Source organism: Streptomyces sp. NBC_00239, assembly GCF_036194065.1.
Taxonomy (GTDB): domain Bacteria; phylum Actinomycetota; class Actinomycetes; order Streptomycetales; family Streptomycetaceae; genus Streptomyces.
Genome location: NZ_CP108095.1, coordinates 1,139,423 through 1,164,770, shown reverse-complemented (window position 1 = coordinate 1,164,770; position 25,348 = coordinate 1,139,423). Strand labels below are relative to the sequence as shown.

20 protein-coding genes are annotated in these 25,348 nt (G+C 74.6%); 12 read left to right on the top strand and 8 right to left on the bottom strand.

Going from position 1 to position 25,348, the window contains the following annotated elements:
- Positions 1-50: 50 nt before the first annotated feature.
- Positions 51-1,352 carry a Dyp-type peroxidase gene (locus OG764_RS05115; protein WP_328967176.1) on the top strand — a complete coding sequence of 434 codons (1,302 nt, stop codon included), beginning with the start codon at positions 51-53 and terminating at the stop codon, positions 1,350-1,352.
- A gap of 68 nt (positions 1,353-1,420) precedes the next feature.
- On the opposite strand, the gene OG764_RS05110 is transcribed toward OG764_RS05115, so the two are convergent.
- A complete protein-coding gene (locus tag OG764_RS05110) occupies positions 1,421-4,639 on the bottom strand; it encodes a SpaA isopeptide-forming pilin-related protein (protein ID WP_328967175.1) in 3,219 nt (1,072 codons plus the stop codon).
- An 820-nt stretch (positions 4,640-5,459) separates the two neighbouring features.
- Here OG764_RS05110 and OG764_RS05105 point away from each other — a divergent pair.
- Entirely contained in the window at positions 5,460-7,574 is a 2,115-nt protein-coding gene (locus tag OG764_RS05105) for an RICIN domain-containing protein (protein ID WP_328967174.1), read from the top strand.
- A gap of 45 nt (positions 7,575-7,619) precedes the next feature.
- Here OG764_RS05105 and OG764_RS05100 read toward each other — a convergent pair whose 3' ends face one another.
- Positions 7,620-7,832: a hypothetical protein gene (locus OG764_RS05100; RefSeq protein WP_328967173.1), complete on the bottom strand. Its 213-nt coding sequence runs from the start codon at positions 7,830-7,832 to the stop codon at positions 7,620-7,622.
- A gap of 36 nt (positions 7,833-7,868) precedes the next feature.
- Here OG764_RS05100 and OG764_RS05095 point away from each other — a divergent pair, with 36 nt between their 5' ends.
- The 4 genes from OG764_RS05095 (at position 7,869) to OG764_RS05080 (ending at position 13,360) form a co-directional block, all read left to right on the top strand.
- Positions 7,869-8,579, top strand: a complete 711-nt coding sequence (locus OG764_RS05095) for a hypothetical protein (protein ID WP_328967172.1) — start codon at positions 7,869-7,871, stop codon at positions 8,577-8,579.
- Between the two features lie 499 nt (positions 8,580-9,078).
- Positions 9,079-10,770: an SDR family oxidoreductase gene (locus tag OG764_RS05090; RefSeq protein WP_328967171.1), complete on the top strand. Its 1,692-nt coding sequence runs from the start codon at positions 9,079-9,081 to the stop codon at positions 10,768-10,770.
- A 26-nt stretch (positions 10,771-10,796) separates the two neighbouring features.
- Complete coding sequence (locus tag OG764_RS05085; protein WP_328967170.1) at positions 10,797-12,173, top strand: cryptochrome/photolyase family protein; 1,377 nt, start codon at positions 10,797-10,799, stop codon at positions 12,171-12,173.
- Positions 12,174-12,268: 95 nt separating this feature from the next.
- The gene (locus tag OG764_RS05080) at positions 12,269-13,360 is read left to right on the top strand and encodes a MerR family transcriptional regulator (protein ID WP_328967169.1); all 1,092 of its coding nucleotides are present in this window, start codon (positions 12,269-12,271) and stop codon (positions 13,358-13,360) included.
- Here OG764_RS05080 and OG764_RS05075 read toward each other — a convergent pair.
- Positions 13,278-13,868, bottom strand: coding sequence for an RNA polymerase sigma factor (locus OG764_RS05075; protein ID WP_328967168.1), 591 nt, complete (start codon positions 13,866-13,868; stop codon positions 13,278-13,280). The two genes, OG764_RS05080 and OG764_RS05075, sit on opposite strands and share 83 nt — an antisense overlap.
- 349 nt (positions 13,869-14,217) lie before the next feature.
- Here OG764_RS05075 and OG764_RS05070 point away from each other — a divergent pair, with 349 nt between their 5' ends.
- Positions 14,218-15,447 (top strand): MFS transporter, encoded by a 1,230-nt coding sequence (locus OG764_RS05070; protein ID WP_328967167.1) that lies wholly within the window; start codon positions 14,218-14,220, stop codon positions 15,445-15,447.
- A gap of 98 nt (positions 15,448-15,545) precedes the next feature.
- Entirely contained in the window at positions 15,546-17,069 is a 1,524-nt protein-coding gene (locus OG764_RS05065; RefSeq protein ID WP_328967166.1) for an alpha/beta hydrolase, read from the top strand.
- Positions 17,070-17,097: 28 nt separating this feature from the next.
- On the opposite strand, the gene yczE is transcribed toward OG764_RS05065, so the two are convergent.
- Both yczE and OG764_RS05055 read right to left on the bottom strand, forming a co-directional pair.
- The gene (gene yczE / locus OG764_RS05060; protein ID WP_443055850.1) at positions 17,098-17,877 is read right to left on the bottom strand and encodes a membrane protein YczE; all 780 of its coding nucleotides are present in this window, start codon (positions 17,875-17,877) and stop codon (positions 17,098-17,100) included.
- A 98-nt stretch (positions 17,878-17,975) separates the two neighbouring features.
- The gene (locus OG764_RS05055) at positions 17,976-19,691 is read right to left on the bottom strand and encodes a serine/threonine-protein kinase (RefSeq protein WP_328967165.1); all 1,716 of its coding nucleotides are present in this window, start codon (positions 19,689-19,691) and stop codon (positions 17,976-17,978) included.
- 324 nt (positions 19,692-20,015) lie between these two features.
- On the opposite strand from OG764_RS05055, the gene melC1 reads away from it, so the two are divergent.
- Together melC1 and melC2 are read left to right on the top strand one after the other, a co-directional pair.
- Positions 20,016-20,507: an apotyrosinase chaperone MelC1 gene (gene melC1, locus OG764_RS05050; protein WP_328967164.1), complete on the top strand. Its 492-nt coding sequence runs from the start codon at positions 20,016-20,018 to the stop codon at positions 20,505-20,507.
- Positions 20,504-21,376 carry a tyrosinase MelC2 gene (gene melC2, locus OG764_RS05045; RefSeq protein WP_328967163.1) on the top strand — a complete coding sequence of 291 codons (873 nt, stop codon included), beginning with the start codon at positions 20,504-20,506 and terminating at the stop codon, positions 21,374-21,376. The genes melC1 and melC2 overlap by 4 nt, the downstream gene beginning before the upstream one ends.
- A 173-nt stretch (positions 21,377-21,549) precedes the next feature.
- On the opposite strand, the gene OG764_RS05040 is transcribed toward melC2, so the two are convergent.
- The 3 genes from OG764_RS05040 to OG764_RS05030 all read right to left on the bottom strand — a co-directional run bounded on the left by OG764_RS05040 (position 21,550) and on the right by OG764_RS05030 (position 23,965).
- Positions 21,550-22,470, bottom strand: coding sequence for a serine hydrolase (locus OG764_RS05040; RefSeq protein WP_443055849.1), 921 nt, complete (start codon positions 22,468-22,470; stop codon positions 21,550-21,552).
- 114 nt (positions 22,471-22,584) lie between these two features.
- Positions 22,585-23,409 carry an SGNH/GDSL hydrolase family protein gene (locus OG764_RS05035; protein ID WP_328967162.1) on the bottom strand — a complete coding sequence of 275 codons (825 nt, stop codon included), beginning with the start codon at positions 23,407-23,409 and terminating at the stop codon, positions 22,585-22,587.
- Positions 23,396-23,965 (bottom strand): PadR family transcriptional regulator, encoded by a 570-nt coding sequence (locus OG764_RS05030; RefSeq protein ID WP_328967161.1) that lies wholly within the window; start codon positions 23,963-23,965, stop codon positions 23,396-23,398. Before OG764_RS05030 ends, OG764_RS05035 begins: the two co-directional genes overlap by 14 nt.
- A 119-nt stretch (positions 23,966-24,084) precedes the next feature.
- Between OG764_RS05030 and OG764_RS05025 the strand changes: the two genes are divergently transcribed.
- Positions 24,085-24,528: a nuclear transport factor 2 family protein gene (locus tag OG764_RS05025; RefSeq protein ID WP_328967160.1), complete on the top strand. Its 444-nt coding sequence runs from the start codon at positions 24,085-24,087 to the stop codon at positions 24,526-24,528.
- A 14-nt stretch (positions 24,529-24,542) separates the two neighbouring features.
- The gene (locus OG764_RS05020) at positions 24,543-25,295 is read left to right on the top strand and encodes a ribonuclease H family protein (RefSeq protein WP_328967159.1); all 753 of its coding nucleotides are present in this window, start codon (positions 24,543-24,545) and stop codon (positions 25,293-25,295) included.
- The last annotated feature ends 53 nt before the right edge of the window (positions 25,296-25,348 follow it).

Sequence of the window (25,348 nt, the reverse complement as noted above, 5' to 3'; positions counted from 1 at the left end):
GGCCAGGTGTATCGTCCCGACTGCCGAAAACGCCAAATCCCGTAAAAATTATGACTATTGGAGGCGGGGCCTTCGTGCCGCCCACGCCCACCCCCAGGCCGGAGCCGCTGCCCGCATCCGTGCCCGCGCCCACCCCCGGCAGCGCGCCCCCGCCCGCGCCCGCGCCGGCGTCTGCTCCCGGACCCGTGCCGGAGCCCGCGCCCACCCGTCGCGCGGCCGCGCGCGCCCTCGCCGGTACGGCCGTCGGCGCCGCGGCGGGTGTCGCGCTCACGGTCGGCGGCTGCGGGAGGCCGGCCCCGGAACCCTCGCCGGCGCGGCCGTCGCCGCCCCCGGCCCCCACCGCCGACGGCCGTCGCCAGCGCGGTGTCGCGGACCCGCAGCCCCGGCACGTCCTGCTCCTCGCGTACGACCTGGACCCGCGCCCACCCGGCGCCGCGGCCCGGGACCGGCTCGCCGCCGTGCTCCGGCAGTGGCGGACCCTCCTGGCCGGCAGCGGTGTCAACACCGGCCCGCACCTCACCGCGACGATCGCCTTCGGGACGAGCCTGCCGGGACGGGTCGGCGCGGCGCGGCCGGACCTGCTGCGCGAGCCGCCCGCCTTCCCCGGCGACCGGCTGCGGCCCGAGGCGGGCGGCGGCGACCTGCTGGTCCAGATCTGCGGCCCCGGCACCGGCGCGTGCACGCGCGTCGCCGCCCTCCTCGACCGGGCGGCCGGCCCGGTGCTGCGCGCCCGCTGGCGCCAGGCCGGCTTCCTGCCCGCCACCCCCGCGGGCGAGACGCCGCGCAACCTCCTCGGCTTCAAGGACGGCACCGCCAACCCCGGCCCCGCCGGGGCCGCGCGCTGGGTGTGGATCGGCAGCGGACCGCACACCGGCGGCACGTACCTGGTGGTGCGGCGGGTGCGCCTGCGCACGGCCGCCTTCGGGGACCTGCCGTACGGGCGCCAGGAGCGGATCATCGGACGGCGTCGGGCCGACGGCGCCCCGCTGCACGGCGGCCCCGAGCACACGGACGTCGACCTGTTCGCGAAGACCCCCGAGGGGCGGTACGTACTGCCCGCGGACGCGCACGCGAGGCTCGCGCACTCGCGGTTCGACGGGGGTGCGCGGATGCTGCGCCGCGGCTACTCGTACGACAACGGGGGCGCGGACCGGGGGCTGTTGTTCGTCGCCTTCATGAACGATCCGGGCCTGTTCACGCGCGTGCAGCGGCGCCTGGCCGCCGCGGACGCGCTGAATCCGTTCGTCGAGCACGTCGGATCCGGCGTCTACCTCGTCCCGCCGGCGCCGGAGGCGGGCGGAACCGGGGAAGGCCCCCTCCCGCGCGATGCGGAAGGGGGCCTCCTCGGCTGACCTGAACGGGTCAGACGGGTCGGACCGGTCGGACGGGTCGGACGGGTCGGACGGGTGAGCGGAGCGGGTCAGTCCCGGCCCCTGCCCTCACCTCCCTTGCCCTTTCCGCCCTTGCCCTTGCCTTTGCCCTTGCCCTTGTCGTGTTCGCCGCGCCTGTTGTCGAGGACGATCTCGATGCCGTGGCCGGCATTGTCCTCGGTCACCTCGTACGGTCCGGTGACCGGCCGGCGGGGGAGCCGGTAGCCCTCGGGCACGGCCGTCTCGCGCAGGTAGTACGAGCCGAGCGGCAGCCCCGTGAAGGAGCACAGCCCCCGGGCGCTGGTGGCGCAGGCGGCGCCCTGCCTGGTGTCCGGGGTGTCCCCGGAGACCTGCAGCCCGGTCCGCCCGTTGGTCTCCCGCCACAGCTCGAACACGGCGCCGCGCAGCGGACGGCCCGTCGTCGCGTCCTTCTTGTGGAGGGTGATCTCGCCGAGGACGGGGTCGTTGTCGGCGGTGATGCCGACTCCCCGGTCCGCGTTGGCCTCGGTGAGGACCAGCGGCCCGAAGACGGCCGGGTCGGGGAGCGTGTAGCCGTTGGGCGCGGCGGTCTCCTGCCAGTAGTACGTGCCGAGCGGCAGGTTGGTGGCGCTGCAGATGCCGTTGGCGCCGGTGGTGCAGGGCGCGCCGACCTTGGTGTCGTCGGCTTGCAGGCCGGGCCGGTTGTTGGTCTCGCGCCACAGTTGGAAGACGGCTCCGGCGAGCACGTAGCCGGTGGCGCGGTCGCGCTTGACGACCCGGACGGTGCCGAGGACGGGATGGTTGTCCGCGGTGATGCGGACCCCGCGTTCGGCGTTCTCGGCGGTCAGCACCAGCGGTCCGAAGACGGCCGGGCTGGGGAGTTCGTAGCCGTCCGGGGCTTCGGTCTCCTGCCAGTAATACGTGCCGAGCGGCAGATCGGCGGCCCTGCAGATGCCGTTGGCGCCGGTGGTGCAGGGGTCGCCGACCTTGGTGTCGTCGGCCTGGAGGCCGGGCCGGTCGTTCGTCTCGCGCCAGAGCTGGAAGACGGCTCCCGCGAGCGGCCGGTCGGTGTTGGCCTCCTGCTTGAGGATGCTGACGTCGCCGGTGGCCTGGCGGATGAAGTAGCCCGCGTCGTGCGTGTGGTCGTTGTCGCCCGCGCCGCCCGTGGTCAGGGTCTCCGTCTGGGTCGCCGGGTCGGGGTTGGAGTCCACCGAGCGGTTCGTGCCCTGTTCCTTCGCCGTCGGGAGCAGGTCCGCGGCGGCCGGCCTCTCGGGCAGGCCGCTGGTGTCGGCCGTGGTCGCGTCGAAGGTGATCTGGTAGTCCGTACGCGGGTCGACCTGGAAGTAGTACTCGCCGCGCCGGTTCGTCGTCGTGGTCTGGAGTACGGCGCCGGCCTTGTCCTTGAGGGTGACCGTCGCGCCCGGCAGCGGCTCCTCCGAGGCGCCCTGGATGCCGTCGCGGTCACGGTCGAACCAGACCCGGTTGCCGATCTGGACCGGCGCCTCGTCGCACAGCAGCTCCAGGTCGCCGAGGCCGTTGGCCTTGCCGAAGGAGCCCGTGCCGCCGTCGACCTGGTAGTCGTCCGAGCCGGCGCCCGTCGCGTTGTCGAACTTCCGCACGCCGCCCGAGAAGATGTTCAGAGGGTCGACGATCGTGGAGACGGTCTTGGTGAAGCGCGGTGCGAACGCCAGCCCGCCCTGGAGCGACTCCGCGAGCTGACCGAGCGTGGAGTCGGCGTAGTAGTACTCCTTGACCGTGTCCTGCTGTGGCGGAGCACTGCCCGGCACGAAGTGGTTCGGGCAGGCCGGGGACTCGCTGTCCCACACCCACCCGGCCGCCGTCTTGCAGACCCGCGTGATGTCGCCCATCGCGGGGAAGAGCGAGCGCTGCGCGGTATCCGTGCTGCCCTCGGGGGCCAGGGCCTCGTAGCCCGCCTGGTCGCCGAGCCGGTCCCGGAAGCCGAGGATCATGGATCCGTCGCGGTCGAAGACGATGTCGGACAGCAGCGGCTGCGGGAAGTTGGCCTGCCGGAACCAGGCGAACGGGTCCCAGGTCTTCAGCCAGTGCCGCCAGTGCGTGTCGCCCAGGGTCGCCGAGTACCCCATGCCGCGCTCGAACGCGAGGTCGTGCTCGATCACCTTCTCGAAGGCGGTGCCCGACAGCTTCAGCACGTACGCGCGCAGGTCCTCGTCCCTCTCCGAGGATTCCGCGCTACAGGTGCCGCCCACGTACACGGCGCCGTCGTGCATGCCGAGGCCGAACGGCCGCCAGTCCGCCGCCCCGCTCGGGCAGCCGGGGTCGGTGATCGGGATGACCTGCTTCGGCGTCGCGGCCGGCTTGCCGGGCCCCGCGCCGTCCGTGTCGTACACGTACAGGCTCTTGGCCTTCAGGCCCACCGCGTACAGCGTGCGCCCGTCGTCCGCCAGGTCGAGGTCGCCCAGGGCCTCCTTGCCGACCGCGTTGTTGATCTCCATCGTGTCGCGGGTGAGGTCCGTGGAGTGCGCGGCGTCGCCCGCGTCCGGGACCGTGGCGAACACGGAGGTCGTGTCGGTGGCACGGTCGACCACGTAGATGCCGCCGGCGCCGGCCGGCCCGTACGGCATCAGGCGCTTGGTCAGCGCGCCCACGAACAGCTGGTCCGTGTCGCGCCGGTGCGCCAGGCCGTACGTCGCGCCGATCGCCTCGTACGTCGTCTCGTTCGCGGGGGGCGGAGTGAGACCGGTCCGGTCGTACGGCCACGAGACCAGGGCCTTCGTCCCCACCTGGCCCGGCGCGCTCTGGGTGTAGCACGGGGTGGCGAGGTCGGGGTTGGCCTGGCAGTAGTCGGCGGGGTTGTGGACCGCCGTGAGCACCTGGGCGTCGGCAGTGGTGACGTCGACGAACTCGACCAGCGAGGACAGGGACGGCGCGGGGCCACCCGCCTGGGCCGGCCGCAGGAAGGACTTGGCGGCGGGGATCTTGGCCTCGACGCGGTAGCGGCCGCCGGCCAGACCCAGGGCGGCGGGGGTGAGGACGACCCGGCCGTCGGCGCCCGTGACGCCCTCGCCGGTCTTGCCCGAGGCATCGGTGAGCGTCACCGGGATGCCTTCCTCGCCGACTTCGAGGGCCTCGGTCCAGCTGCCGTCCGAATCGACGTCGCGCACGACCGTGACCGTGACCGTGCCTTCCGCCCGTGCCGCGGGGGCGGCGAACGCGGGCGGCAGGCCCGCCAGGGAGGGCAGCGCGAGCAGCGCCGCCAGACCCCCCAGCCATCTCGGACTCCCGCTGCCGGGAGTCAGGGGAACACTCATAGCCCTCGTTCCATGATCAGCTGACACGTCGTCCCAGCATCTCCACGGGACCGGTGTTCGCTCGATCTGACGTGCAGGAGGTGCCACCCTCTCGCGCTAAAGGAACAACCCGGATGCCGCGTCGCGGCGGCTCGCGGGCGGTACGGGCGGGAGGAGGCAGCCGAGGGGCGCGGGCGGGCAGCATCGCGGGCGGAGGGGTGCAGGGCGGGACGAGGGTGTCAGCGCGCGGAGCCGGCGTGTGCCGCGAGCGGCGAGCCGCGGGGCTCTCTCGGTGGACGGCAGCACTCCCCGACCAGGGCTCCCTGGGCGAGGATTGACGCTCCCCTGATGGCGTTGCCGGGGGCGGCGGGTGCGGCCGCGGCGGCCGGCGGGTCGGTGTCGCTGTTCCGCGCGACGGTGACGGGGTCCGGTCGCGGTGTTTTCCGAGCGTGGGGGGTCCGCTCCTGACGCGGCCTCGCCGCCCGCTCTCGTACTCGTACTTGCCGGCGGGCCGGTCGGCGTTCGGGCCGGATATTTCTGCGCGTCAGTAATCGGTGGCATGCGGGCCGTAATCGACGGTTGAATCTCCTACTGAATTCACGTCAACAACCCCACCCCCACTATCTCGATTCGATAACGGCATCCTTAAATAGGACTGGACCACTCGACGGCTACGCGCGTAACTGGCCTTCTCTGTATGGCAATTGACGGTTCATCAAATCAGACCGTCAGGTAACAGGATGGATTCTCGGACCCGCCTCCCGTTTGTCCGAATTCTCCACCGGAAGGGTCTGGCAGGCTTCCCGGCACCCAGTCTTCTGACCCAAGAATTGAGGTGTGTATGTCCAAGCATCGAAAGCTGAAACAGAGTCAGCGAAAGCCTCGCGGACGTTTCATAGGCATCACCGCCGCCATGGCCGTGGCGGCGGTGGTCTCGGCAGGCATCGCGTACGAGGCGGGGCGCGGTGACGCGCAGAGCACGCAGTCGGCCCAGGCGGGGGCGCAACCGGACACCGCCGTCATCGTCCCCGCCGCCGCACCGGCACGGGACGCGGAACCGGACCCGCTGGCCGCCAGGCCCGGCAACGAGCCGGCCCGCGGCATGGTCTACGACGGCCTGAAGGTCGCGCCCAAGGGCGACCGCTGCGCCGGCGTCTACAGCACCGCCACCGGCCACTGCACCCACGGCCCCGACGCCCCGCCCAAGGGCGTCGACATCAAGAAGGACACCCCGCCCGCGGTCAAGTCCGTGGCACCGGCGGCCGATCCGGCCAAGCCCGCCGCCGGCGACCCGGCCCCCGAGCGCAACGGCGGGCGTCCTCAGGACGCGCCCGCCGTCGACGCCCGGGCCGCCGGCAACGCCGCGGCCGCACCGGGGCCCGGCGCCTCCGCCACCCCCGGGGGGACCGGGAAGGCGGCAGGGAAGACGGCAGGGAAAGCCGCCGCGGCGGGCCCCGCCGGGCAGACCGTGCCCTGCGACGGGGACGGGAGCACCGGCAACCGGGTGCAGGTCGTCTACGTCCACCCGCCCGGCAAGGACCGCTACTCCGAGTACCTGGCCTCGTTCCGCAAGTGGGCCGCCGACGCCGACGTCATCTACTCGGTCAGCGCCGAAGAGACCGGCGGCGTACGGCACATCCGCTACGTGACCGCCGCCGACTGTACGCCCACGGTCCTCAACATCGAGCTCTCCGACTCCGCCCTCGCCGAGTTCAGCGCCACCAACCGCGCGCTCGCCGCCAAGGGGCTGGACCGGCGGGACCGCAAGTACATGATCTTCTCGGACGCGCAGGTCTACTGCGGCATCGGGACGTTCAGCGGCGACGAGCGGGCCGCGCAGAGCAACCTCAGCAACTTCGGCCCCTCTTACGGGCGTACCGACTCCGGCTGCTGGGGCGGACACACCGCCGCCCACGAACTGGGCCACAACCTGGGAGCGGTCAACAACAGCGCCCCCAACACGAGTCGCGGCGCGCACTGCACGGACGAGTGGGACGTCATGTGCTACTCGGACAGCCCCTACTACCCGCAGATGCGCAACGTCTGCACCAACCGGGCCGCCGAGAACGTCCTCGACTGCAACCACGACGACTACTTCCACACCAACCCGCGCCCGGGCAGCTACCTGGCCACGCACTGGAACATCGCGGACAACCAGTTCCTGATGCGCACCAAGGGCGGCGGCACGGACCCGGGCCCCGGGCCCAGTCCCAGCCCGACCCGCAAGCCCACCCCGACGCCCTCGCCGACCACCCCCGAGCCGGGCCGCGGACCGGCCGTGACGGTCGGTCAGATCCAGGCGGACTCCGTCGTCGTGAGCTGGCCGCAGGTCAACGGAGCCGCCTGGTACCAGGTGTTCCTGAACGGCCGTCAGCTGACCTGGGTGCAGGGCACCGTCCTGCGCATCTACCGCCTACAGCCCGGCACTTCGTACACCGTGTCGGTGTCGGTACGCGACACCGCGGGCCGTGACAGCGGGCCCGGCGAGGCCAAGCGGTTCACCACCAAGGGCGCCGGCGGCGGCACGACCACGCCGAGCCGCCCCTACGTCCTCGGGAACGGCAGCACCGGCATGAACGCCGAGCTGTGGGGCGGCCGTTCGGCCGACGGAACGGTCCTCGTGGGCTCCGCCGCCAACGGCTACAAGCAGCAGCAGTGGTACTTCGACGACGCGGGCGGCGGATTCGTCCGCATGCGGTCCGCGTCCTCGGGCAAGTGCCTCCAGCCCGGGGCGGCCCCGGCCGCCGGCATGTGGATCGCGCAGCAGCCCTGCGGCAGCGCCACGGCCCAGCGCTGGAAGGTGACCGTGCGGGGCGCGGCCGTGACGGTCACCGACCGCAGCGGCGACTACGCGCTGACCGTGAGCAACCGCCCGTACTACGGTGCCTGGCTGCTCGACCTCCAGCGGGCCGACGGGCGTGCGGCGCAGGTCTGGACGCTCCAGAAGACCGGCTGACCGGGGTCTCGCCCCCGGCAGTCACCCCGCCGGGCAGGCGGGCCGTCACGGGGGGCGGCCCGCCTGCCCGCCGTACCGCCGCGCGTGCCGCCGGTAGGTCACCCGCCTGCCGGTCGTACGGCTCGCGCGTACCTGATGCACCTCCTGCTCGTCCTGCCGCGCGTACGGCGGTACCGCGGTACCGCGTACCGCGCCGTACCGCCGTACCGCCGTACCGCCGTACCGCTCGTACGGCGCCGTACCGCTCGTGCCGCGCACCCGTCCCTCCGTCCCTTCGTCCCTCGGAGCACCGCCATGAACCGTAGGAACACCGCCCTGGCCCTGACCGTCCTGTCCGGCGCCGTGCTGCTCGCCGCACCCGGCACCGCGGGCGCCCACGGCGACACCCTCAAGGTGACCGTCACCGGACATCGGCAGGGGCACGTCACCACCGAGGTCGTCTGGGAGAACGACGGGGACCCGGTGACCGAGCGGGTCGCCGCCACGGTCAACGCGGTCAGTGGCGACGGCGCCCGGACGGCGGGCCCGTGGCGGCTCGTCCGCGTACCGGGCACCCCGTCCGGCTGGACCACCGCCGAGACGCTGCCGGCCGGACGGTGGCGGGTCACCGTCGAGGCGGGATTCCCCGGGCTGGGACGCGGCGAGCGCGTCCTGGACGTGACGGCGCCGGTGCCGGTGCCGGCGAGCGCGGCCGGGGAGTCTGGCGAGCCGGTTCGGGGTGCGAAGTCCGGTGGGCCGGGGCCGGGGGCGGGCGCGGGGCGGGGCGGCGCCGTCGCCAAGCCCGGCGTGTCGGGCGGTGCCGGGGCTTCGCCCGCGGCGGCCGCGACGGCGATCGCGGCCGGGGTCGCCGCGCGGCCGGCCACTCCCTCGCCCACGGCAACCGGATCTTCCGGGTCGGGGTCCGGAGCGGCCTGGTTCACCACGCTGGGTGTGGCGGGCGCCGCCGTCGTCGGTGCCGCGGGTGGGCTGCTCCTGCGCCGCTCCCGTACCCGCAAGCGGGGGTGACCGGCCCGGGGCGACCCCGCGCACCCTCAGCCCCTCCGGCGTTTGAGGAGCGGGTCCGGGCGGAGCCCGGTGCCCGGCGCCAGCCGGGTTGCAGTCTTGGGGCTCCGCCCCAAACCCCGCGCCTCAAACGCCGGCGAGGCTGGATGTGGCGCCACATTGTGTCGGCGCAGCCGGTTGCAGCCGGGGCCCGCCTCAAACGCCGGCGAGGCTGGATTTCCGCACGCAGCGCCGACAAGGCTGGACCTTGCCGCCGAGGCAGCCGACAAGGCTGCGGGTTGCCCGGAGGGCGTCGGCGCGGCTCCGGGATGGCGGCAAGGTTGCACGGTGGCCGGTACGGTCAGGAAGGGGGCCGGTTCCGTGGCGGGGCAGGAGGGCGGAGGGCGGTAGGGCCGGCGGCACTGGGGCGAGGCCGGGAGTGGAGGTGGCCGCATCCGGAGGCGCTGTTTCGTACGAAGGGGAGGCAGGGGCGGCCGCAGCGCCGCCCGGAGCGGAGCGAACCATGACCCAACCCGGCACCCCACCCGCCCGTGGCGACGCGCTGACGTGCCTGGTCACTGGCGCGACCGGGTACATCGGCGGCCGCCTCGTGCCCGAGCTGCTGGCCGCCGGGCACCGGGTCCGCTGCCTGGCCCGTTCACCCGAACGGCTGCGCGACCACCCCTGGGCCGGGCAGGCCGAGGTCGTACCGGGCGACGCCCGCGACCCGGCCGCCCTCGCCACCGCCCTGCACGGCGTCGACGTCGCCTACTACCTCGTGCACGCGCTCACCGGCGGCCCCGGCTTCGAGGAACGCGACCGCGAGACCGCCCGCCTCTTCGCCGAACAGGCCCGCCGGGCCGGCGTGCGCCGCATCGTCTACCTCGGCGGCCTCGTCCCGGCCGGCACGGACCCCCGCACCCTCTCCCCGCACCTGCGCTCCCGGGCGGAGGTCGGCGAGATCCTCCTCGCCGCGGACGTGCCCGCGACCGTGCTGCGCGCCGCCGTCGTCATCGGATCCGGCTCGGCCTCCTTCGAGATGCTGCGCTACCTCACCGAACGCCTGCCCGTCATGGTGACCCCCAGCTGGGTCGGCACCCGGATCCAGCCCATCGCCGTCCGCGACGTACTGCGCTACCTCGTGGGCAGCGCCCGGATGCCCGCCGACGTGAACCGGGCCTTCGACATCGGCGGGCCGGACGTGCTCACCTACGAGCAGATGATGCACCGGTACGCCGCCGTGGCCGGACTGCCGCACCGCTTCATCCTGCGCGTCCCCATGCTCACCCCGCGGCTGTCCAGCCACTGGATCGGCCTGGTCACCCCGGTGCCCAGGGCCCTCGCCCGCCCCCTCACGGAATCGCTGCGCCACGAGGTCGTCTGCGACGAGCACGACATCGCCCGGTACGTACCCGATCCGCCCGGCGCGCCCCTCGGCTTCGACCGGGCGCTCTCCCTCGCCCTCCAGCGGGTCCGGGAAGCCAAGGTGACCACCCGCTGGTCCTCCGCCGGCCTGCCGGGCGCGCCCAGCGACCCGCTGCCCACCGACCCGGACTGGGCGGGCGGCAGCCTGTACACCGACGAGCGCGAGCGCACCGCCGAGGCCTCACCGCAAGCCCTGTGGGAGGTCATCGAGGGCATCGGCGGGGAGCACGGCTGGTACTCCTTCCCGCTCGCCTGGGCGGCGCGGGGCAGCCTGGACCGGCTGATGGGCGGGGTCGGCATCCGCCGCGGCCGCCGCGACGCCGCCCGGCTGCGGGTCGGGGACTCCCTCGACTTCTGGCGCGTCGAGGAGATCGAACCGGGACGGCTGCTGCGCCTGCGCGCCGAGATGCGGCTGCCCGGCCTGGCCTGGCTGGAGATGTACGTCGAGCCCGTCCCGGCGGCCGACGGCGCCCCGGCGGCCGCCGGTCCGGCAGCGTCCGCCGCCCCCGCGCCGACCGGCCCCGCCGCCCCCGGCGGCCCCGTTCCCGCCGCCCCCGCCACCACGGCGCGCTACCGGCAGCGGGCGCTCTTTCACCCGCGGGGGCTGCTGGGGCACCTGTACTGGTGGAGCGTGTCGCCCTTCCACGCGGCCGTGTTCGGGAGCATGGCCCGCAACATCACGCTCAGCGCCACCCGGCTCCAGGAGAGCCGCGACGGATCCGAACCGGCCCCGCCGGCCGAAGGACAGGACGAGAGCAGCGCCCACCGAGCGTCCGAGCCCCGATCCTGAAACCCGACCCGTCCCGGAGCCGTCCCATGAACGTCGCGGTCGTCCTGTACACCTCCGACCTGCGCCTGCACGACCATCCGCCGCTGCGCGCCGCGCTGTCCGCCGCACGGCAGGTGGTGCCCCTCTTCGTCCGCGACCGGGCGATCACCGCCGCCGGCTTCGCCGCGCCCAACCGCACCGCCTTCCTCGCCGACTGCCTCGCCGACCTCGACCGGGCGCTGCGCGAGCGTGGCGGCCGGCTCGTCATCAGGTCCGGGGACCCGGTGGCAGAGGTGTGCGCGCTCGTCCAGGAGGCCGACGCCGACGAGGTGCACATGGCCGCCGGGGTGAGCGCTTACGCCCAGGCGCGCGAGGAGCGGCTGCGCAGCGCGCTGGAGAGCGAGGGGCGCCGGCTCTACGTCCACGACGCGGTGGTGACCGCGGCCGCGCCCGGCGCCGTACTGCCGACCAGCGGCGCCGACCACTTCGCGCTGTTCACCCCCTACCTGCGCCGCTGGTCCGCCCTGGCGCCCCGCCCGCAGGCGGCCGCGCCGCGCGCGCTGGAGGTGCCCGAGGGCCTCGGTTCGGAACCCCTGCCGGACCGCGGCGCGGTGTCCGGGGTGTCGCCCGGGCTGGCCCGCGGCGGCGAACGCGAGGGCCGCCGGCTCCTGACGGACTGGCTGCGCGACGGCGTCCACGCGTACCAGGACACCCACGACGACCTCGCCGCGGACGCCACCTCCCGGCTCTCCCCGCACCTGCACTTCGGGACCGTCTCGGCCGCCGAGGCCGTGCGGCGCGCCCGGGCCGCGGGCAGCCCGGGCGCCGAGGCCTTCGTACGGCAGCTGTGCTGGCGGGACTTCCACCACCAGCTGCTGGCCGCCCGGCCGGCCGCCGCCGGACACGACTACCGCGACCGGCACGACCGCTGGCGCACCGGGCGCGACGCGGAGGAGGACCTCGGGGCCTGGGCGGACGGGCGCACCGGGTACCCCGTGGTCGACGCGGCGATGCGCCAACTGCGCCACGAGGGGTGGATGCACAACCGCGGGCGCCTGCTGGCCGCGAGCTTCCTGACCAAGACCCTGTACGTGGACTGGCGGGCGGGCGCACGCCACTTCCTCGACCTGCTCGTCGACGGGGACGTCGCCAACAACCAGCTGAACTGGCAGTGGGTGGCCGGCACCGGCACCGACACCCGCCCGAACCGGGTGCTCAACCCCGTACGCCAGGCCCTTCGTTACGACCCGGACGGCCGCTACGTACACCGCTGGGTACCCGAACTGGCCGGACTCGCCGCCCCCTTGGTCCACGAGCCGTGGCGGCTGACCGCCGCGGAGCGGGCCCGCTACGCCTACCCGGAGCCGATCGTGGACCTCACGGAGGCCCTCCACCGGTTCCGGCAGGCACGCGGCACCGAGTGACGGCGTACGGGCCCGGGGAGCGGCCCGGGAGAGTGGCCCGGACGAGCGGCGCGGGAGAGCCGGGCGGGCGGCGCCGTCCGCCGTATCGTGGGCATGTGGAGCGCCCGGACCGCGAAGGCCCCGACAGCCCGGCCGCCGCGGCCCCGGCGGCCGCGCTGAGCACCGGCGCGGTCGCGCGGCGGCTCGGCGTCTCGCCCACCACGCTGCGGTCGTGGGAACGCCGTTACGCGATCGGCCCGGCCCGCCGCGAGGACGGCCGGCACCGGCGCTGGACCCCGCAGGACATCGCCCGGCTGGAGGCGATGTGCGCCCTGACCGCACAGGGCGTACCACCGGCCGAGGCGGCCCGGGTGGCGCTGGCCGGACCGCCGGCGGGCCGGGGCCGGGGCCCGGGCGCGGAGTCCGGGGAGAGCGTCGCCCCGCCCTTGCCTGCGTCCCGCCCGCCGGGCGGGCGGCACGCGCTGCCGCTGGGCGAGGTGCGCCAGGAGTGCCGCGGGCTGGCCCGGGCGGCCGTCCGGCTGGACGCCACCGCGGTGCAGGACCTGCTGGACGAGGCCGTGGACACGCACGGGCTCGTCACGGCCTGGGAGGAGGTGATCGTGCCGACGCTGCACGCGGTGGGCCGCAAGTGGGCCTCCGCGGGGGAGCGTTACGTGGAGGTCGAGCACCTGCTGTCCTGGCACGTGTCCGGCACCCTGCACCGGGCCCGTCCCGCCCCGGCGCGGCCGTCCGGCCCGGCCGGAGGATCCGCCCCGCCCGTGGTGCTGGCCTGCACTCCCGGGGAGCAGCACAGCCTGCCGATGGAGGCGCTGACCGCCGCCCTCGTCGAACGCGGCCTGCCGGTACGGATGTTCGGCGCGGCGCTGCCCTCCGCCGCGCTGCACGACGCGGTCCGGCGGACCGGCCCGCGGGCGGTGGTGCTGTGGGCGCAGAGCCGGACCACGGCCGACCGCGCCCTCGCCCGAGCGGTCGCGGGCATCGAATGGGGGCCGGCGGGGGCGCGCAGCCGACCGGTGCTGCTGCCGGCCGGGCCGGGGTGGGGACCGGGCGGCACGACAGCGGCGTACGGGCCCCGGCTGCACGGGCTGCGCTCGGGGCTGGCCGTCATCGAGGAGCTGATGCGGCGGGCTCCGCCGGAGCCAGGGCGTCGCGGAGCACCAGCAGGGCGCGGCGCATCCGGCTCTTGACCGTGCCCAGCGGCAGACCGGTGCGGGCGGCGATCTCGCTCTGGGAGAGATCGGCGTAGAAGGCGAGCCGCAGCACCTGCTGCTGGGCCGACGGCAGCCGGGCCAGCTCGCCCAGCAGTACCAGGCGGGACAAGGTCCGCTCGGGCCCCGGCAGGCCGGCCGGGGCCGGCGCCGTCACGGCGAGCCGGGCGGCCTCGGCCGCTGCCAGGCGCTGCTGCCGGGCGCGCGCGGCCAGCACGTCCGCGACCTTGTGGCGGGTGATCCCGGTCAGCCACGCGCCGAGCCCGCCGGGGCCGGGCCGGTACCGGTGGCGGTGGGACCAGGCGGCCAGGAACACCAGCTGCACCACGTCCTCGGCGTCGCGGTCGTCACCGAGCGCCCGCCGGGCGAGCGCCTGCACGAACGGCCCCCAGCGCCGGTACACCTCGGCCGTGCAGGCGGCCTCCCCGGCGACGAACCCGGCGGCGACACGCTCCTGCGGCAGGCCCCGGGCGTCGATCTGTTCCATGACCCGAGCGTCGCGACCACGGGGGAGAGGAACAACTTGCAGCGTTTCCGCACCGTTTTCGGCCGCAGCCGGGCAGCCGGGCAGCCGGGCAGCCGGGCAGCCGCGCAGCCGCGCAGCCGCGCAGCCGGACAAGGGGGGCGAGGCGGGACAGGCGGGACGGGCGGGACGGGCGGCGATGCAGGCGGCGTGGCCCGGGAGTGTTCAGTCGAGGCTTCGGCGGACGCGGCAGACGCGGCGGGCGCCCGCGCCGCCACCCGGCGGCGAAACATCTTGCGGACCTGCCGTGATGCCGCCATCGTGAGGCGGTGATGATCATACGAACGCGTCCGGTGGCGTCCGGGCCGTGCCGGTGAGCGCCCCTCGGGCGGTCGCCGCTCCCACCCCGGACCAGGGCCTCGGCACCCGCACGGTCCTGCTCCTCGCCATCGCCTGCGGCGTGGCCGTCGGCAACCTCTACTTCCCGCAGGCCCTCAGCCCGCTGATCGCCACCGGGTTCGACGTGGCACCCGGCACGGCCGCCCTGGTCGTCACCGCCGCCCAGTTCGGCTACGCCACCGGGATCTACCTGCTCGTACCCCTCGGCGACCGGATTCCGCACCGGCCGCTGATCGTCACCCTGCTGTGCCTCACCGCGGCCGGACTGCTCGCCGCGAGCGCCGCGCCCGCGCTGCCGCCGCTCCTCGCCGCCGGTGTCCTCATCGGCGTCACCACCGTCATCGCCCCCATCGCCGGCCCGATGGCCGCCGGCATGGTCTCCGAAGACCGCCGCGGCGCCGTCACCGGCACCCTCCTCAGCGGATCGATCGGCGGCATGCTGCTCTCCCGCGCGCTGGGCGGCAGCGCCGCCGGGTGGCTGGGCTGGCGGGCCCCCTACCTGGGCGCCGCGGCAGCCGCCCTGATCATGGCCGTGGTGCTGGCCCGCGCCCTGCCCCGGACCACCCCGCCCTCCCGCGAGCGCTACCGCGAACTCCTCGCCGCGCCCCTGCGCCTGCTGCGCACCGAACCCGAGCTGCGCCGGTCGTCCTTCTACCAGACGGCGGTCTTCGGCTCGTTCTGCGCGCTGTGGACCGGCGTCGCGCTGCTGCTGACCAGCCGTACGTACGGGCTCGGCGCGGCCGCCGTAGGGGTGCTCGCGCTGGTCAACGCCGGGACCATGCTGTGCACTCCGGCCACCGGCCGGCTCGTCGACCGGTACGGCCCCGACCGCGTCAACCTGGTCTGCATGCTCACGGTCCTCGCCGCCGCCGGCGTCCTGAGCCTCGGCACGCTGGGCGGCCCGGCCGGCCTGACCGCGCTGGCCGTGGGCTCGCTTCTGCTCGACGTGGCGATGCAGTCCGGCATGATCGCCAACCAGGTACGGATCTTCGCGCTGCGCCCCGAGGCCCGCAGCCGCTGCAACACGGCCTACATGGTCTGCGCGTTCCTCGGTGGCGCCGCGGGTTCCTGGTGCGGGGTGCAGGCGTACGGGGCCTTCGGCTGGCCCGGCGTGTGCGCACTGATCGCGACGCTCGGCGGCCTGGCACTGGCCCGGCACCTCGTGTTCACCGGACGGCGCCGCCCCGCCGCCGTCGGCAGCTGAGGCGGGCGGGCAGGGGGTGAGGCAGGGGGGACAGCCCCACCCCGGGCCGACCGGGCCGCCGGATGGGGAGCCGAAGGACCGTCAACAAAGCTGTGTACATGACGACTTACCAGCGTGCCGCTCTCGCCGCCGCCACCGTGGCCACCATCCTCGCCGGCACCACCGCGGCCACTGCGGCCTCGGCTGCCCCCGCCCCGCAGCTCCCCACCTCCGCCCCGCAGCTCGACTGGCAGCCGTGCGCCAAGCCGGGCGGGCCGGCCGCGCAGGAGTGCGCAGGCCTCCCCGTACCCCTCGACTACGCGCACCCCGACGGTCCGCAGATCCGCATCGCCGTGTCCCGGATCAAGGCCGACGCGACGGCCGGCTCCCGGGCCCGGCGCGGCACGCTCATCGTGATCCCCGGCGGCCCCGGCGGGTCGGGAGTGCAGCGGCTCACGCAGAAGGGCGCCCTCCTCGCCAAGGAAATGGACGGCGCCTACGACATCGTGGCGATGGACCCGCGCGGCGTCGGCGGCAGCACCACCGCCACCTGCGGACTCGCCCCCGAGGACCGGTACCTGACCACCCTGCGCTCCTGGCCGGGCCCGAACGGCGAGATCTCCGCGAACCTCGCCCGTTCCCGCCGCACCGCCGAGGCCTGCGCCCGCAACGGCGGCCCCGTCCTGCGCAGCCTCACCACCGCCAACCAGGTCCGCGACATGGACCGGTTCCGCGCGGCCCTCGGCGAGGAGAAGCTCTCGGCGTGGGGCGTCTCGTACGGCGCGTACGTGGGAGCCACGTACGCGCAGCGGTTCCCGGACCGCACCGACCGGTGGGTGCTCGACAGCAGCGGCGACCCCGACCCCCGCCGGGTGGCCCGCGGCTGGCTGGCGAACATGGCGCAGGGCGCCGACGACCGCTTCCCCGACTTCGCGGCCTGGGCGGCCCACCCCGACCGGGACCGGGACGGCCTGCGGCTCGCCGACCGGCCCGAGGAGGTCCGGCCGCTGATCCTCGCCCTCGCCGCCGAACTGGACCGCACGCCGAAGGAGTCCACGACCCCCGGCGTCCCCCTGACCGGCACCGGACTGCGCCAGAGCCTGCAGAACGCGCTGTACGGTGACGCCGCCTTCGGTGGTTTCGCCCGGCTCGTCGAGGCGGCCCGGAACCCGGCCGCTCCGGTGGCGCTGCCGCCCGAGCTCGCCCAGCCGATGCGCGACGAGGACGCGTCCCTCGCGGTCGCCGTCATCTGCAACGACGTGTCCTGGCCGAAGACCTCCCCGGCCGCCTTCCGGCGAGCGGTCGACGCCGACCGGGCCGCGCACCCGCTGACCGAGGGCATGCCGGTCAACGTCGTGCCCTGCACCTTCTGGAAGAACGAGCCCGCGGACAAGCCGGTCCGCATCACCTCGGACGGCCCGTCCAACATCCTGATGATCCAGAGCCGCCGCGACCCGGCGACCCCGCTCGTCGGAGCCCTGAAGATGCGCGCAGCCTTCGGCGACCGGGCCCGGATGGTCACGGTGGAGCAGGGCGGGCACGGCAGCTACCTCGGGAACGGCAACGCGTGCGGGAACCGTACGGTCACCGCGTTCCTCACCACCGGAAGCCGGCCGGAGCAGGACACCCACTGCACCGACTGACGGCCCGCACCCGCGCGGCCCGCCGGAATCAGGCGCAGGCGGGCTGCGGGGCCGCGGATCCGTCCGGGGACTCGCCCGGGGTCGGGGCAGGGGTCGAGGTCGAAGCCGGGGCAGAAGCCGAGGCGGGGGCCGAGGCCGAGGCCGCGGGCGCTTCCGGTGCCTCGGGCAGGGCGAAGAAGCGGAGGAAGAACTGGGCGAGCGGGCCGATCGCCACCGCGTAGACGAGCGTGGCGATGCCCACCGTGCCGCCCAGCAGGAACCCGGCCGCGAGGACGGTCAGCTCGATGCCGGTACGCACCAGCCGGACCGACCGGCCCGTCCTGCGGTGCAGGCCGGTCATCAGCCCGTCGCGGGGGCCCGGCCCGAACCGGGCGGAGATGTACAGACCGGTCGCGACACCGTTCAGGACCACGCCCGCGGCGAGCAGCAGCACCTGCGCGGTCAGGCCGTGGACGCGCGGCACCACGGCGAGCGTGGCGTCCATGGACAGCCCGACGGCGAAGACGTTCGAGACGGTGCCGAGCCCCGGGCGCTGCCGCAGCGGCACCCAGAGCAGCAGCACCAGCGCGCCGACCGCCACGGACACCGTGCCGATGCTCCAGCCGAGGCGCTCGGCCAGGCCCTGGTGGAAGACGTCCCACGGGTCGAGCCCGAGCCCCGCCTGGACCAGCAGGGCGGAGCTGGCGCCGTACAGGGCGAGACCCAGGTACAGCTGGACCAGACGGCGGGGAAGCCGGCGGCCGGTACCGCGGGCGGGGGTGGCGGCGGGGGCTGTGGGGCCGGTGGGGTGGGGCGAGCGGGAGGACACCGGGGGAGCCTTTCCAGAGATCCAATGGCTGATGTCCCCCACACTCCGGCACATCTGGAACCTGCAACCAGGGCCAATTTCACCTAAGTGGCCTTGTTTCAGTCGGCCCTCGTGGCCACGAAGGAGTCCAGTACCGCGTCGAAGTGGCTCCTTGCCTCCGGGAGGCGGCCGACGGGGGCGGACACCCACACGTCGTAGAGCCGCCCGTCCTCCTCCCAACAGACGTCGATGGTGTGGCGGGCGCCCTCGGCCCGGCTGAAACCGTCCCAGGTGAACTCCCACACGGCGGCCGGCAGCGCGTTGTGCGTGGTCGCCACCACCTCGGCGTCCCGGTAGCCGGGGTTGGTGCCGGGGCCGCTCCTGTCGGACTGCCGCATGACCGAGAGCGGCCCGCCGGGCACCGGCATCCGCACCCGGATCCCGATCCGCAGGGCCTGGTCGGCGGAGACGTAGAAGACCCGCTGGCCGTCGGTCGAGCGCAGGAAACCGTCGGGCACGGCCACCGCGAAGCCCGCCGGATCGGGTGTGAACCGGTATCCCGGCGGCACGGTACGGGCGGAACCGGCGGGGGAGCGCGGCACGGCGACGCCCGTGGAACCGGTGGATCCCGTGGTTCCGGCCGCCCCCGCGGTGCCCGGGGCGCCCGACGGCTTCGCCGATCCCGCGCCGGAGCGCGGCGTGCCGAGCGCGCCGGCCGTGGTCCCCTCCGAGGCGCCCGGTGCCGTCCTGTCCAGCAGGGCCGCCCCGGTCACGACGGCCCCGGCGGCGGCGCCCGCGACGAGCACCGCGAGCAGCCCGGTCCGCAGCCCGCGCCCGCCCCTCCGCGCCGTCGCCGTCGTCGTGGCCGTTGCGACGAGCGGCGCCGGCACCCGGTCCGCCGGGGAGCAGACGACCACCGCCCCACCCTCCGCCGCGACACCCGCCCCCGCCACCGCCGCCGGATCCGCCCCGGTGGACCGTACGGTCAGCGGCGCGGTGCCGGTCGGGGCGCCGGCCGTGCCGCCGGCCGGGACGCAGGCCGCCAGCAGCCGCGCGGCCTCCGCCGCCCCCAGCCGGCGCGCCGGATCGCGCTCCAGCAGACCCCGTACGACGGGAAGCAGCGGGCCCAGCCGGGCCGGCGGCCGGATCTCGTCGAACACGACCGCGTGCAGCACGCCGCCGATCGAATCGCGGTGGAACGGGGACTCGCCGGTCACCGCCGCGCACAGCAGCGCGCCGAGCGACCACAGGTCGGACGCGGGGCCCGCCTCGCCGCCCCGCATCCGCTCCGGCGCCGTGTACTCGGGCGAGCCGACGAACGCCCCGCTCTCGCTGATGGTCGTGGCCCCGGCCAGCCGGGCGATCCCGAAGTCGGTCAGCACCACCCGGCCGGTACCCGCCTCCATCAGCACGTTGGCGGGCTTCACATCGCGGTGCAGCACCCCGCCCGCGTGCGCCGCGCCCAGCGCGCCGAGCAGCGCCACTCCGAGCCGGGCGGCCTCGCCGGGCGGCAGCGGCCCGCCGCCGGCGAGCCGGTCCGCCAGCGAACCGCCCTCGACCAGCTCCATGACGATGTACGGATGGCCCTCGTGATCGACCACGTCGTGGACCACGACCACGTGCGGATGCCGCAGCTGCGCGACGACCCGCGCCTCCCGCAGGGCGCCGGTGGCCTTCGTGCCGTCGTCGACGTGGAGCTCCTTGACGGCGACCTTCCGGGCGAGGAGTTCGTCGGTGGCCTGCCAGACCGTGCCCATGCCGCCCCGGCCCAGCTGCCTCTCCAGGCGGTAACGCTCGCCGATCACCAGGCTGTTGCGCGGAACGCCCTGCGACACGCTGTTCTCTCCCCTCCACCGGATGCAGCCATGATGCCGCACGCGCGCGTACCGGCCGGTTTCGCGTCAGCCTGGCGCTCCGCCCGCCGCGGCGACCTCGTACGGCTCGTGAAGAATCTACGTATTCGTACGGCGTGTTGGTGCGGAATCATCGCTTCATCACGCCATTCACCCGACGCTGCCGGGAAGATCGCCGACGAGCCGCGGCGCGCAACTCGAACCGTGCGCGTCCGGATACCGGCAACGGCTTAGCCAGGTCCTTTGTCCGTCCCCGGCCCGCTGGTAGTCCTTCGGATCGGATCATCCGACCGATGAAGGACTGCCATGCCACCTCAACTCACGCGCCGCCGCGCCCTGATGGCCGGGGCGGGCGCCCTCGCCACCGCGTCTCTCGTCGGGGTGACCCGCGCCCTGGCCGTCGCCGACCCGGCCGCGGCGCCCGCCGTCGGAACCGTCGGGCAGGCTCCCGGCGACACCGCCGCCCGGGGTGCCGGCGAGGGCTTCGACGAGGTGTTCCGGGGTCGCCGGATCCAGGGCGAGCCGCCCGCCGCCGCACCGGCCTCCCGCGACGGCCACGACACGGGCCGCGCATCGGGCGACTCCCGTCCGTCCGACCACTCCGGTCACGGGTCCGGCGGCTGGACGGTCCGCATAGACGGCCGGGACCTGCACGTCATGGAGAACGCGGACGGCAGCTGGGTCAGCCTCGTCAACCACTACGAGACCTTCGCCAGCCCCCTGGAAGCGGCCCGCGCCGCGGTCATCGACCTCAAGGGCGCGCAGTTGCTGGTCGTCCCGGCGGGAGGCGCGCGGTGAACGTACGGAAGAACCAGGCGAGACTCTCCCGGGCCGAGAAGCGCCGGTTCGTGAACGCCCTGCTCACCCTCAAGCGGACCGGCGTCTACGACACCTTCGTCACGATGCACAACACGTTCCAGCGCAGCGACACCGACACCACCGACCGGGTGGCGCACCGCTCGCCGTCGTTCCTCCCGTGGCACCGGTACTTCCTGATCGAGTTCGAGCGGGCGCTCCAGTCGGTCGACCGCCGGGTGACCCTCCCGTACTGGGACTGGACCCGGGACCGTACGGCCGCCTCCTCGCTGTGGGCCCCCGACTTCCTCGGCGGCACCGGGCGCGACCTGGACGGCCAGGTCATGGACGGCCCCTTCGCGCAGAGCGCGGGGAACTGGGACCTCACCGTGCGGATCGACGAGAACACCTACCTGCGGCGGGCGCTCGGCAAGTCCGAGCGTGCCCCGGAGCTCCCGTCCCGGGACGACGTCGAAGCGGTGCTGGCGCTGGCCGAGTACGACGCGGAGCCGTACAACAGCACCTGTACCAGCGGATTCCGCAACCACCTCGAGGGCTGGCGCGGCGCCAACATCCACAACCGGGTGCACCTGTGGGTCGGCGGCCAGATGGCCACCGGCGTGTCGCCCAACGACCCCGCGTTCTGGCTGCACCACGCCTTCGTCGACAAGCTGTGGGCGCAGTGGCAGCGCCGCCACCCGCGCTCGGGCTACGTGCCGACGGCGGAGACGCCCAACATCGTCGAACTCCACGGCTTCATGCGCCCGTGGAACGACGTGAAGCCGGCCGACATGCTCGACCACCGGCGCCACTACCGCTTCGACACCGAATTCGGCTTCCCCTTCCCCTACGACGGGGCCGCGGGGCGGTAGCGGCCGAGGCCCGCGGTCCGGGTGCCGGGTGCCCAGTGGCCGGGCCGGCGCTGACACGCCGCCGGCCCGTGCCCCACCGCCCGGAGGGCGGGGACACGGGCCGGCGGCGTCAGCGCGTCGATCCGTCCGCGGCTGAGTGGCTGAGTGGCTCAGCGGCTCAGCGGCTCAGTGGCTCACTGCGCGGGCGCCGGCGGGATGACCTCGGCCGGGGCGTTGGTCGGCGCGAACCGCTGCGGGGCCACGGCGGTCGGCACCAGATCCTTGTGGATGACCTTCGCGACGGCCTGGATGGTGGCCACGCCGTACTCCATGGAGCTGTTGTCCTGCGTCAGCACGGACATGTAGTAGTCCTTGCCGCCGCCCTGGAACGCGCCGACGCTGTGGACGCGCCAGCCGTGCGTGGCGCGCGGCAGCCAGCCGTTCTTGACGTGGATCTTGACGGTGGACGGCGCGCCCGCCGGGGTGCCCCAGCGCTGCGAGGCGACGACCTGGTTCATGAGCTTCAGGGTGTAGGCGCGAGAGTTGTCGCTCAGCACCGTGTTCTTCGCGGTGAGGAGCGAGAGCAGCCGCTGCTCGTCCTGCACGGTGATCTGGGTGAGTCCCCAGTAGCCGTTGGCGCCGGGCACGGTGTGCGTCATGCCGGCCGCGGCGAGGAAGCCCTTGATCTTGGTCATGCCGAGCTGGCGCCACAGCGAGGTCGTCGCGTTGTTGTCCGACTTCGTGATCATCGCGGTGGCGAGGTCGACCTCGCGCTGCGTGAGGTAGCGGTTCGTCTTCTTCGCGTCCCACAGCAGGGCGGCGAGCACGGTCACCTTGACGACGCTCGCCGAGTCGTACGCCGACGTCGAGCGGAAGGTGCAGGTGGTCTTCGTGGTGCGGTCGTACAGGCCGATCGCGATGGCGCCCTTGCGACCCCGCATCGCCGCCGTGATGTCCTGCTTGAGCTTCGTGGCGAGCCCGGCCTTGGCGGACGTACAGGCGACCGTCGGCGTGGCGGCGGCCGCGGGAGAGGCTGCCGCGGCGAGCGGTACGAGCACCCCGACCGCCAGGCCTGCGGACAGCATGCGGGCGCGCCGGGATATTCGGTGAGTCATTGGAGGCTTCCCATCCCCTTGGTACGTGCGGGTACGCCCCCGCGCACCCGCACGTCATGACTCGTGGGGCCAGGGAATGGTTGCACTGAAAACGAAAAAATGTTCAGTCGGACATCAGTCTGAAGCTGTCGGCGCCGGGAGCGTCCGGACCGCGGGGAGTACGGGGAGCAGGGCGGGGCGCTTGGCCGTGCGGCCGGTGCCCGAGGAGCGGCCCAGGAGGCGCCGGCCCAGCCACGGGCCGAGGAACGCGCCGGCCCACCGCAGCTCGCCGGCCGCGGCGCGCACCCCGGTCGGGAACGGGGTCGCGGGCGGCGGCAGCGGCCGGGTCCAGGCGTCGCCGCTGCCGGGCAGGCCGAGGGCCTGGGCGACGGCCTCGGCGATGCGCTGGTGCCCGATCGGGCCGTCGTGCAGCCGGTCCGGGCTCCACAGTCGCGGGTCCGTGACCACCGGGTACCCGTGCGTGTCGGCGACCACGACCCGGTGGCGGCCGGCCGCCGCGCGGATCCGCTCGTTGAGGGCGGTGACCCGGGAGCCGAGCGGGCGGGCGAGGGCGGTGATGTACCCGGGGTCGGGGAAGGTGACCGTCGCCACCCGGACGCCCCGGTCCGTCAGTGCCGCGAACATCGCCTCCAGGTGACCGGCCACCTCGTCGGCGTCGAACCGCGGCCGCATCAGGTCGTTCATCCCCGCGACCACCGTCGCCAGGTCGGGGCGCAGGGCGAGGGCCGGGGCGAGCTGTTCGGCGCGGACCTGGCCGGCCAGCCGCCCGCGCACCGCCAGGTTCGCGTACGTCAGGCCCGGATGGTGTCCGGCGAGGTCTTCGGCGAGGCGGTCCGCCCAGCCCCGCAGGCCGGTGGCGTCGTCGCCGTCGCCGAGCCCCTCGGTCTGGCTGTCGCCGAGGGCCACGTAGCGCTGGAGGCGCGGTTCAGAGCTGGTCACGGGCGGGCTCTCGCTCCTTGAGGACGGCGATCGTACGGGTGCACCAGTCGCGGTTGCCCCGCTCGAAGGCGAGACCGCGCAGGCAGGTCAGATAGGGGCCGATGCGCGCGCCGTGGCGCAGGAACTCCTCTTCGGAGGCCGCACCCCGCATCGTCCGCAGCAGGTGCTCGAACAGGTCGGCCTTGGCCTGCGCGATGCCGGCGCGCTCGGCGAGCTGCGCGATCAGCGTGTCGGTGTCGATGTGGTCGGCGGCCTGGACCTTGACGGCCAGGTCGTCGCGCAGGAAGGAGGGTTTGGAGGTGGCGGCGGCGAACCGGTCCAGCTCGGCGAGGCCGGCCTCGGTGACGGTGAACACGCGCTTGTTGGGCCGGGTGTCCTGCACCACCTCGCGGCCCGCGATCAGGCCGTCCTGCTCCAGCCGGCCCAGTTCCGTGTACAGCTGCTGGGGCAGCGCGTGCCAGAAGTTCGCGACACCCACGCTGAAGGCCTTGGCGAGCTGGTAGCCGCTGAGCTCCTCGTCGAGCAGCGCCGCCAGCACCGCATGGCGCAGGGCCATCGCGTCTCCCTCCGGTCCGGGTGGTCCCGGTCTTGGGTGCGCCCTTGTCCCCGGGCGCGCCGCCCAGCATACTCAAAAATAGGACTAGTCACATTCATGACTGTGCAGGGGGAGACGCCATGACCACAGCGACCGCCGCGGACCGCTTCCGGGCCGCCGTCGAGAACCGCGACCTCACCGCGCTGGACGACCTGTTCACCGACGACATCCGCCTCTACAGCCCGGTGAAGTTCACGCCCTTCGAAGGCAAGCCGATGGTGCTGGGCCTCTTCGGAGTCCTGTTGCGGATCTTCGAGGACTTCCGCTACGTCGGGCACTACGACGGCGCCGCCGAGACCAGCGCCGACGGCAAAGAGGCGCCCTCGGAGGTGCTGCTCTTCCGCGCGGCGGTCAACGGCAGGCAGATCCACGGCATCGACCTGCTGCACTTCGACGACGACGGCCGGATCAAGGAGTTCACCGTGATGGTGCGCCCGCAGTCCGCCGTGCACGCCCTCGGCGAGGCGGTCCTGGAGGGCCTGGCCGCCGCGGGTCTTGTCCCGGCGCCGGGGCCGCACGGGTAGGGCATGATCGGGGGATGTCTGATCGCATCATTGCCGCCTGCGACGGGGCGGCCAAGGGGAACCCCGGTCCCGCCGGATGGGCGTGGGTCATCGCGGACGCCGAGGGCCGCCCCGAGCGCTGGGAGGCCGGCCCGCTGGGCCACGCCACCAACAACATCGGCGAACTCACCGCACTCCAGCGCCTGTTGGAGTCGGTGGCGGCCGGGACCGCCCTCGAAGTGCGGATGGACTCCCAGTACGCCATGAAGGCGGTCACCCAGTGGCTGCCGAACTGGAAGCGCAACGGCTGGAAGACGGCGGCCGGCAAGCCGGTCGCCAACCGGGAGCTCGTCGAGCGCATCGACGAGCTGCTGGCCGACCGCGACGTCGAGTTCCGGTACGTACCGGCCCACCGCGAGGACGGCGACCACCTCAACGCCATCGCCGACCAGGCAGCCAGCGACGCGGCCGTCAGCCAGCAGGCCGCCGGCACCGCGCACGGCACCGCCGGCATCCCGGTGCCCGACCCCGGCCGCAGCGCCCCGGCGCCGCGGAAGTCCGGCGCCCCCGCGCGCAAGGGCCCCGCGGCCGGCGCGGCCTCGGGCTCGGGTTCCGCTTCCGGGTCGGGCTCCGGTTCCGCTTCCGGATCGCGGACGATCAAGGCGAAGTTCCGCGGCACCTGCCCCTGCGGGAAGCCGTACGCGGTCGGCGAGCTGATCGCCAAGCTCGGCACCCGCTGGGGACACCCGGAGTGCCGCACCACCGCCCCCGGCGCCGCCCCCGCCTGAGTACGCGCGCCCGGCAAGCGCGCGGGGGAGGCGCGTGCGCGGGAAGGCGCCTG

Excerpts from the sequence above, each read along its gene's own strand:
- melC1 (WP_328967164.1), top strand. The coding sequence starts at position 20,016 with ATGCCACCTCAACTCACGCGCCGCCGCGCCCTGATGGCCGGGGCGGGC.
- OG764_RS05105 (WP_328967174.1), top strand. The coding sequence starts at position 5,460 with ATGTCCAAGCATCGAAAGCTGAAACAGAGTCAGCGAAAGCCTCGCGGA.
- OG764_RS05090 (WP_328967171.1), top strand. The coding sequence starts at position 9,079 with ATGACCCAACCCGGCACCCCACCCGCCCGTGGCGACGCGCTGACGTGC.
- OG764_RS05115 (WP_328967176.1), top strand. The coding sequence starts at position 51 with ATGACTATTGGAGGCGGGGCCTTCGTGCCGCCCACGCCCACCCCCAGG.
- OG764_RS05110 (WP_328967175.1), bottom strand. The coding sequence starts at position 4,639 with ATGAGTGTTCCCCTGACTCCCGGCAGCGGGAGTCCGAGATGGCTGGGG.
- OG764_RS05030 (WP_328967161.1), bottom strand. The coding sequence starts at position 23,965 with ATGGCCCTGCGCCATGCGGTGCTGGCGGCGCTGCTCGACGAGGAGCTC.
- OG764_RS05075 (WP_328967168.1), bottom strand. The coding sequence starts at position 13,868 with ATGGAACAGATCGACGCCCGGGGCCTGCCGCAGGAGCGTGTCGCCGCC.
- OG764_RS05020 (WP_328967159.1), top strand. The coding sequence starts at position 24,543 with ATGTCTGATCGCATCATTGCCGCCTGCGACGGGGCGGCCAAGGGGAAC.
- OG764_RS05065 (WP_328967166.1), top strand. The coding sequence starts at position 15,546 with ATGACGACTTACCAGCGTGCCGCTCTCGCCGCCGCCACCGTGGCCACC.
- OG764_RS05040 (WP_443055849.1), bottom strand. The coding sequence starts at position 22,470 with ATGACTCACCGAATATCCCGGCGCGCCCGCATGCTGTCCGCAGGCCTG.
- OG764_RS05085 (WP_328967170.1), top strand. The coding sequence starts at position 10,797 with ATGAACGTCGCGGTCGTCCTGTACACCTCCGACCTGCGCCTGCACGAC.
- OG764_RS05095 (WP_328967172.1), top strand. The coding sequence starts at position 7,869 with ATGAACCGTAGGAACACCGCCCTGGCCCTGACCGTCCTGTCCGGCGCC.
- OG764_RS05025 (WP_328967160.1), top strand. The coding sequence starts at position 24,085 with ATGACCACAGCGACCGCCGCGGACCGCTTCCGGGCCGCCGTCGAGAAC.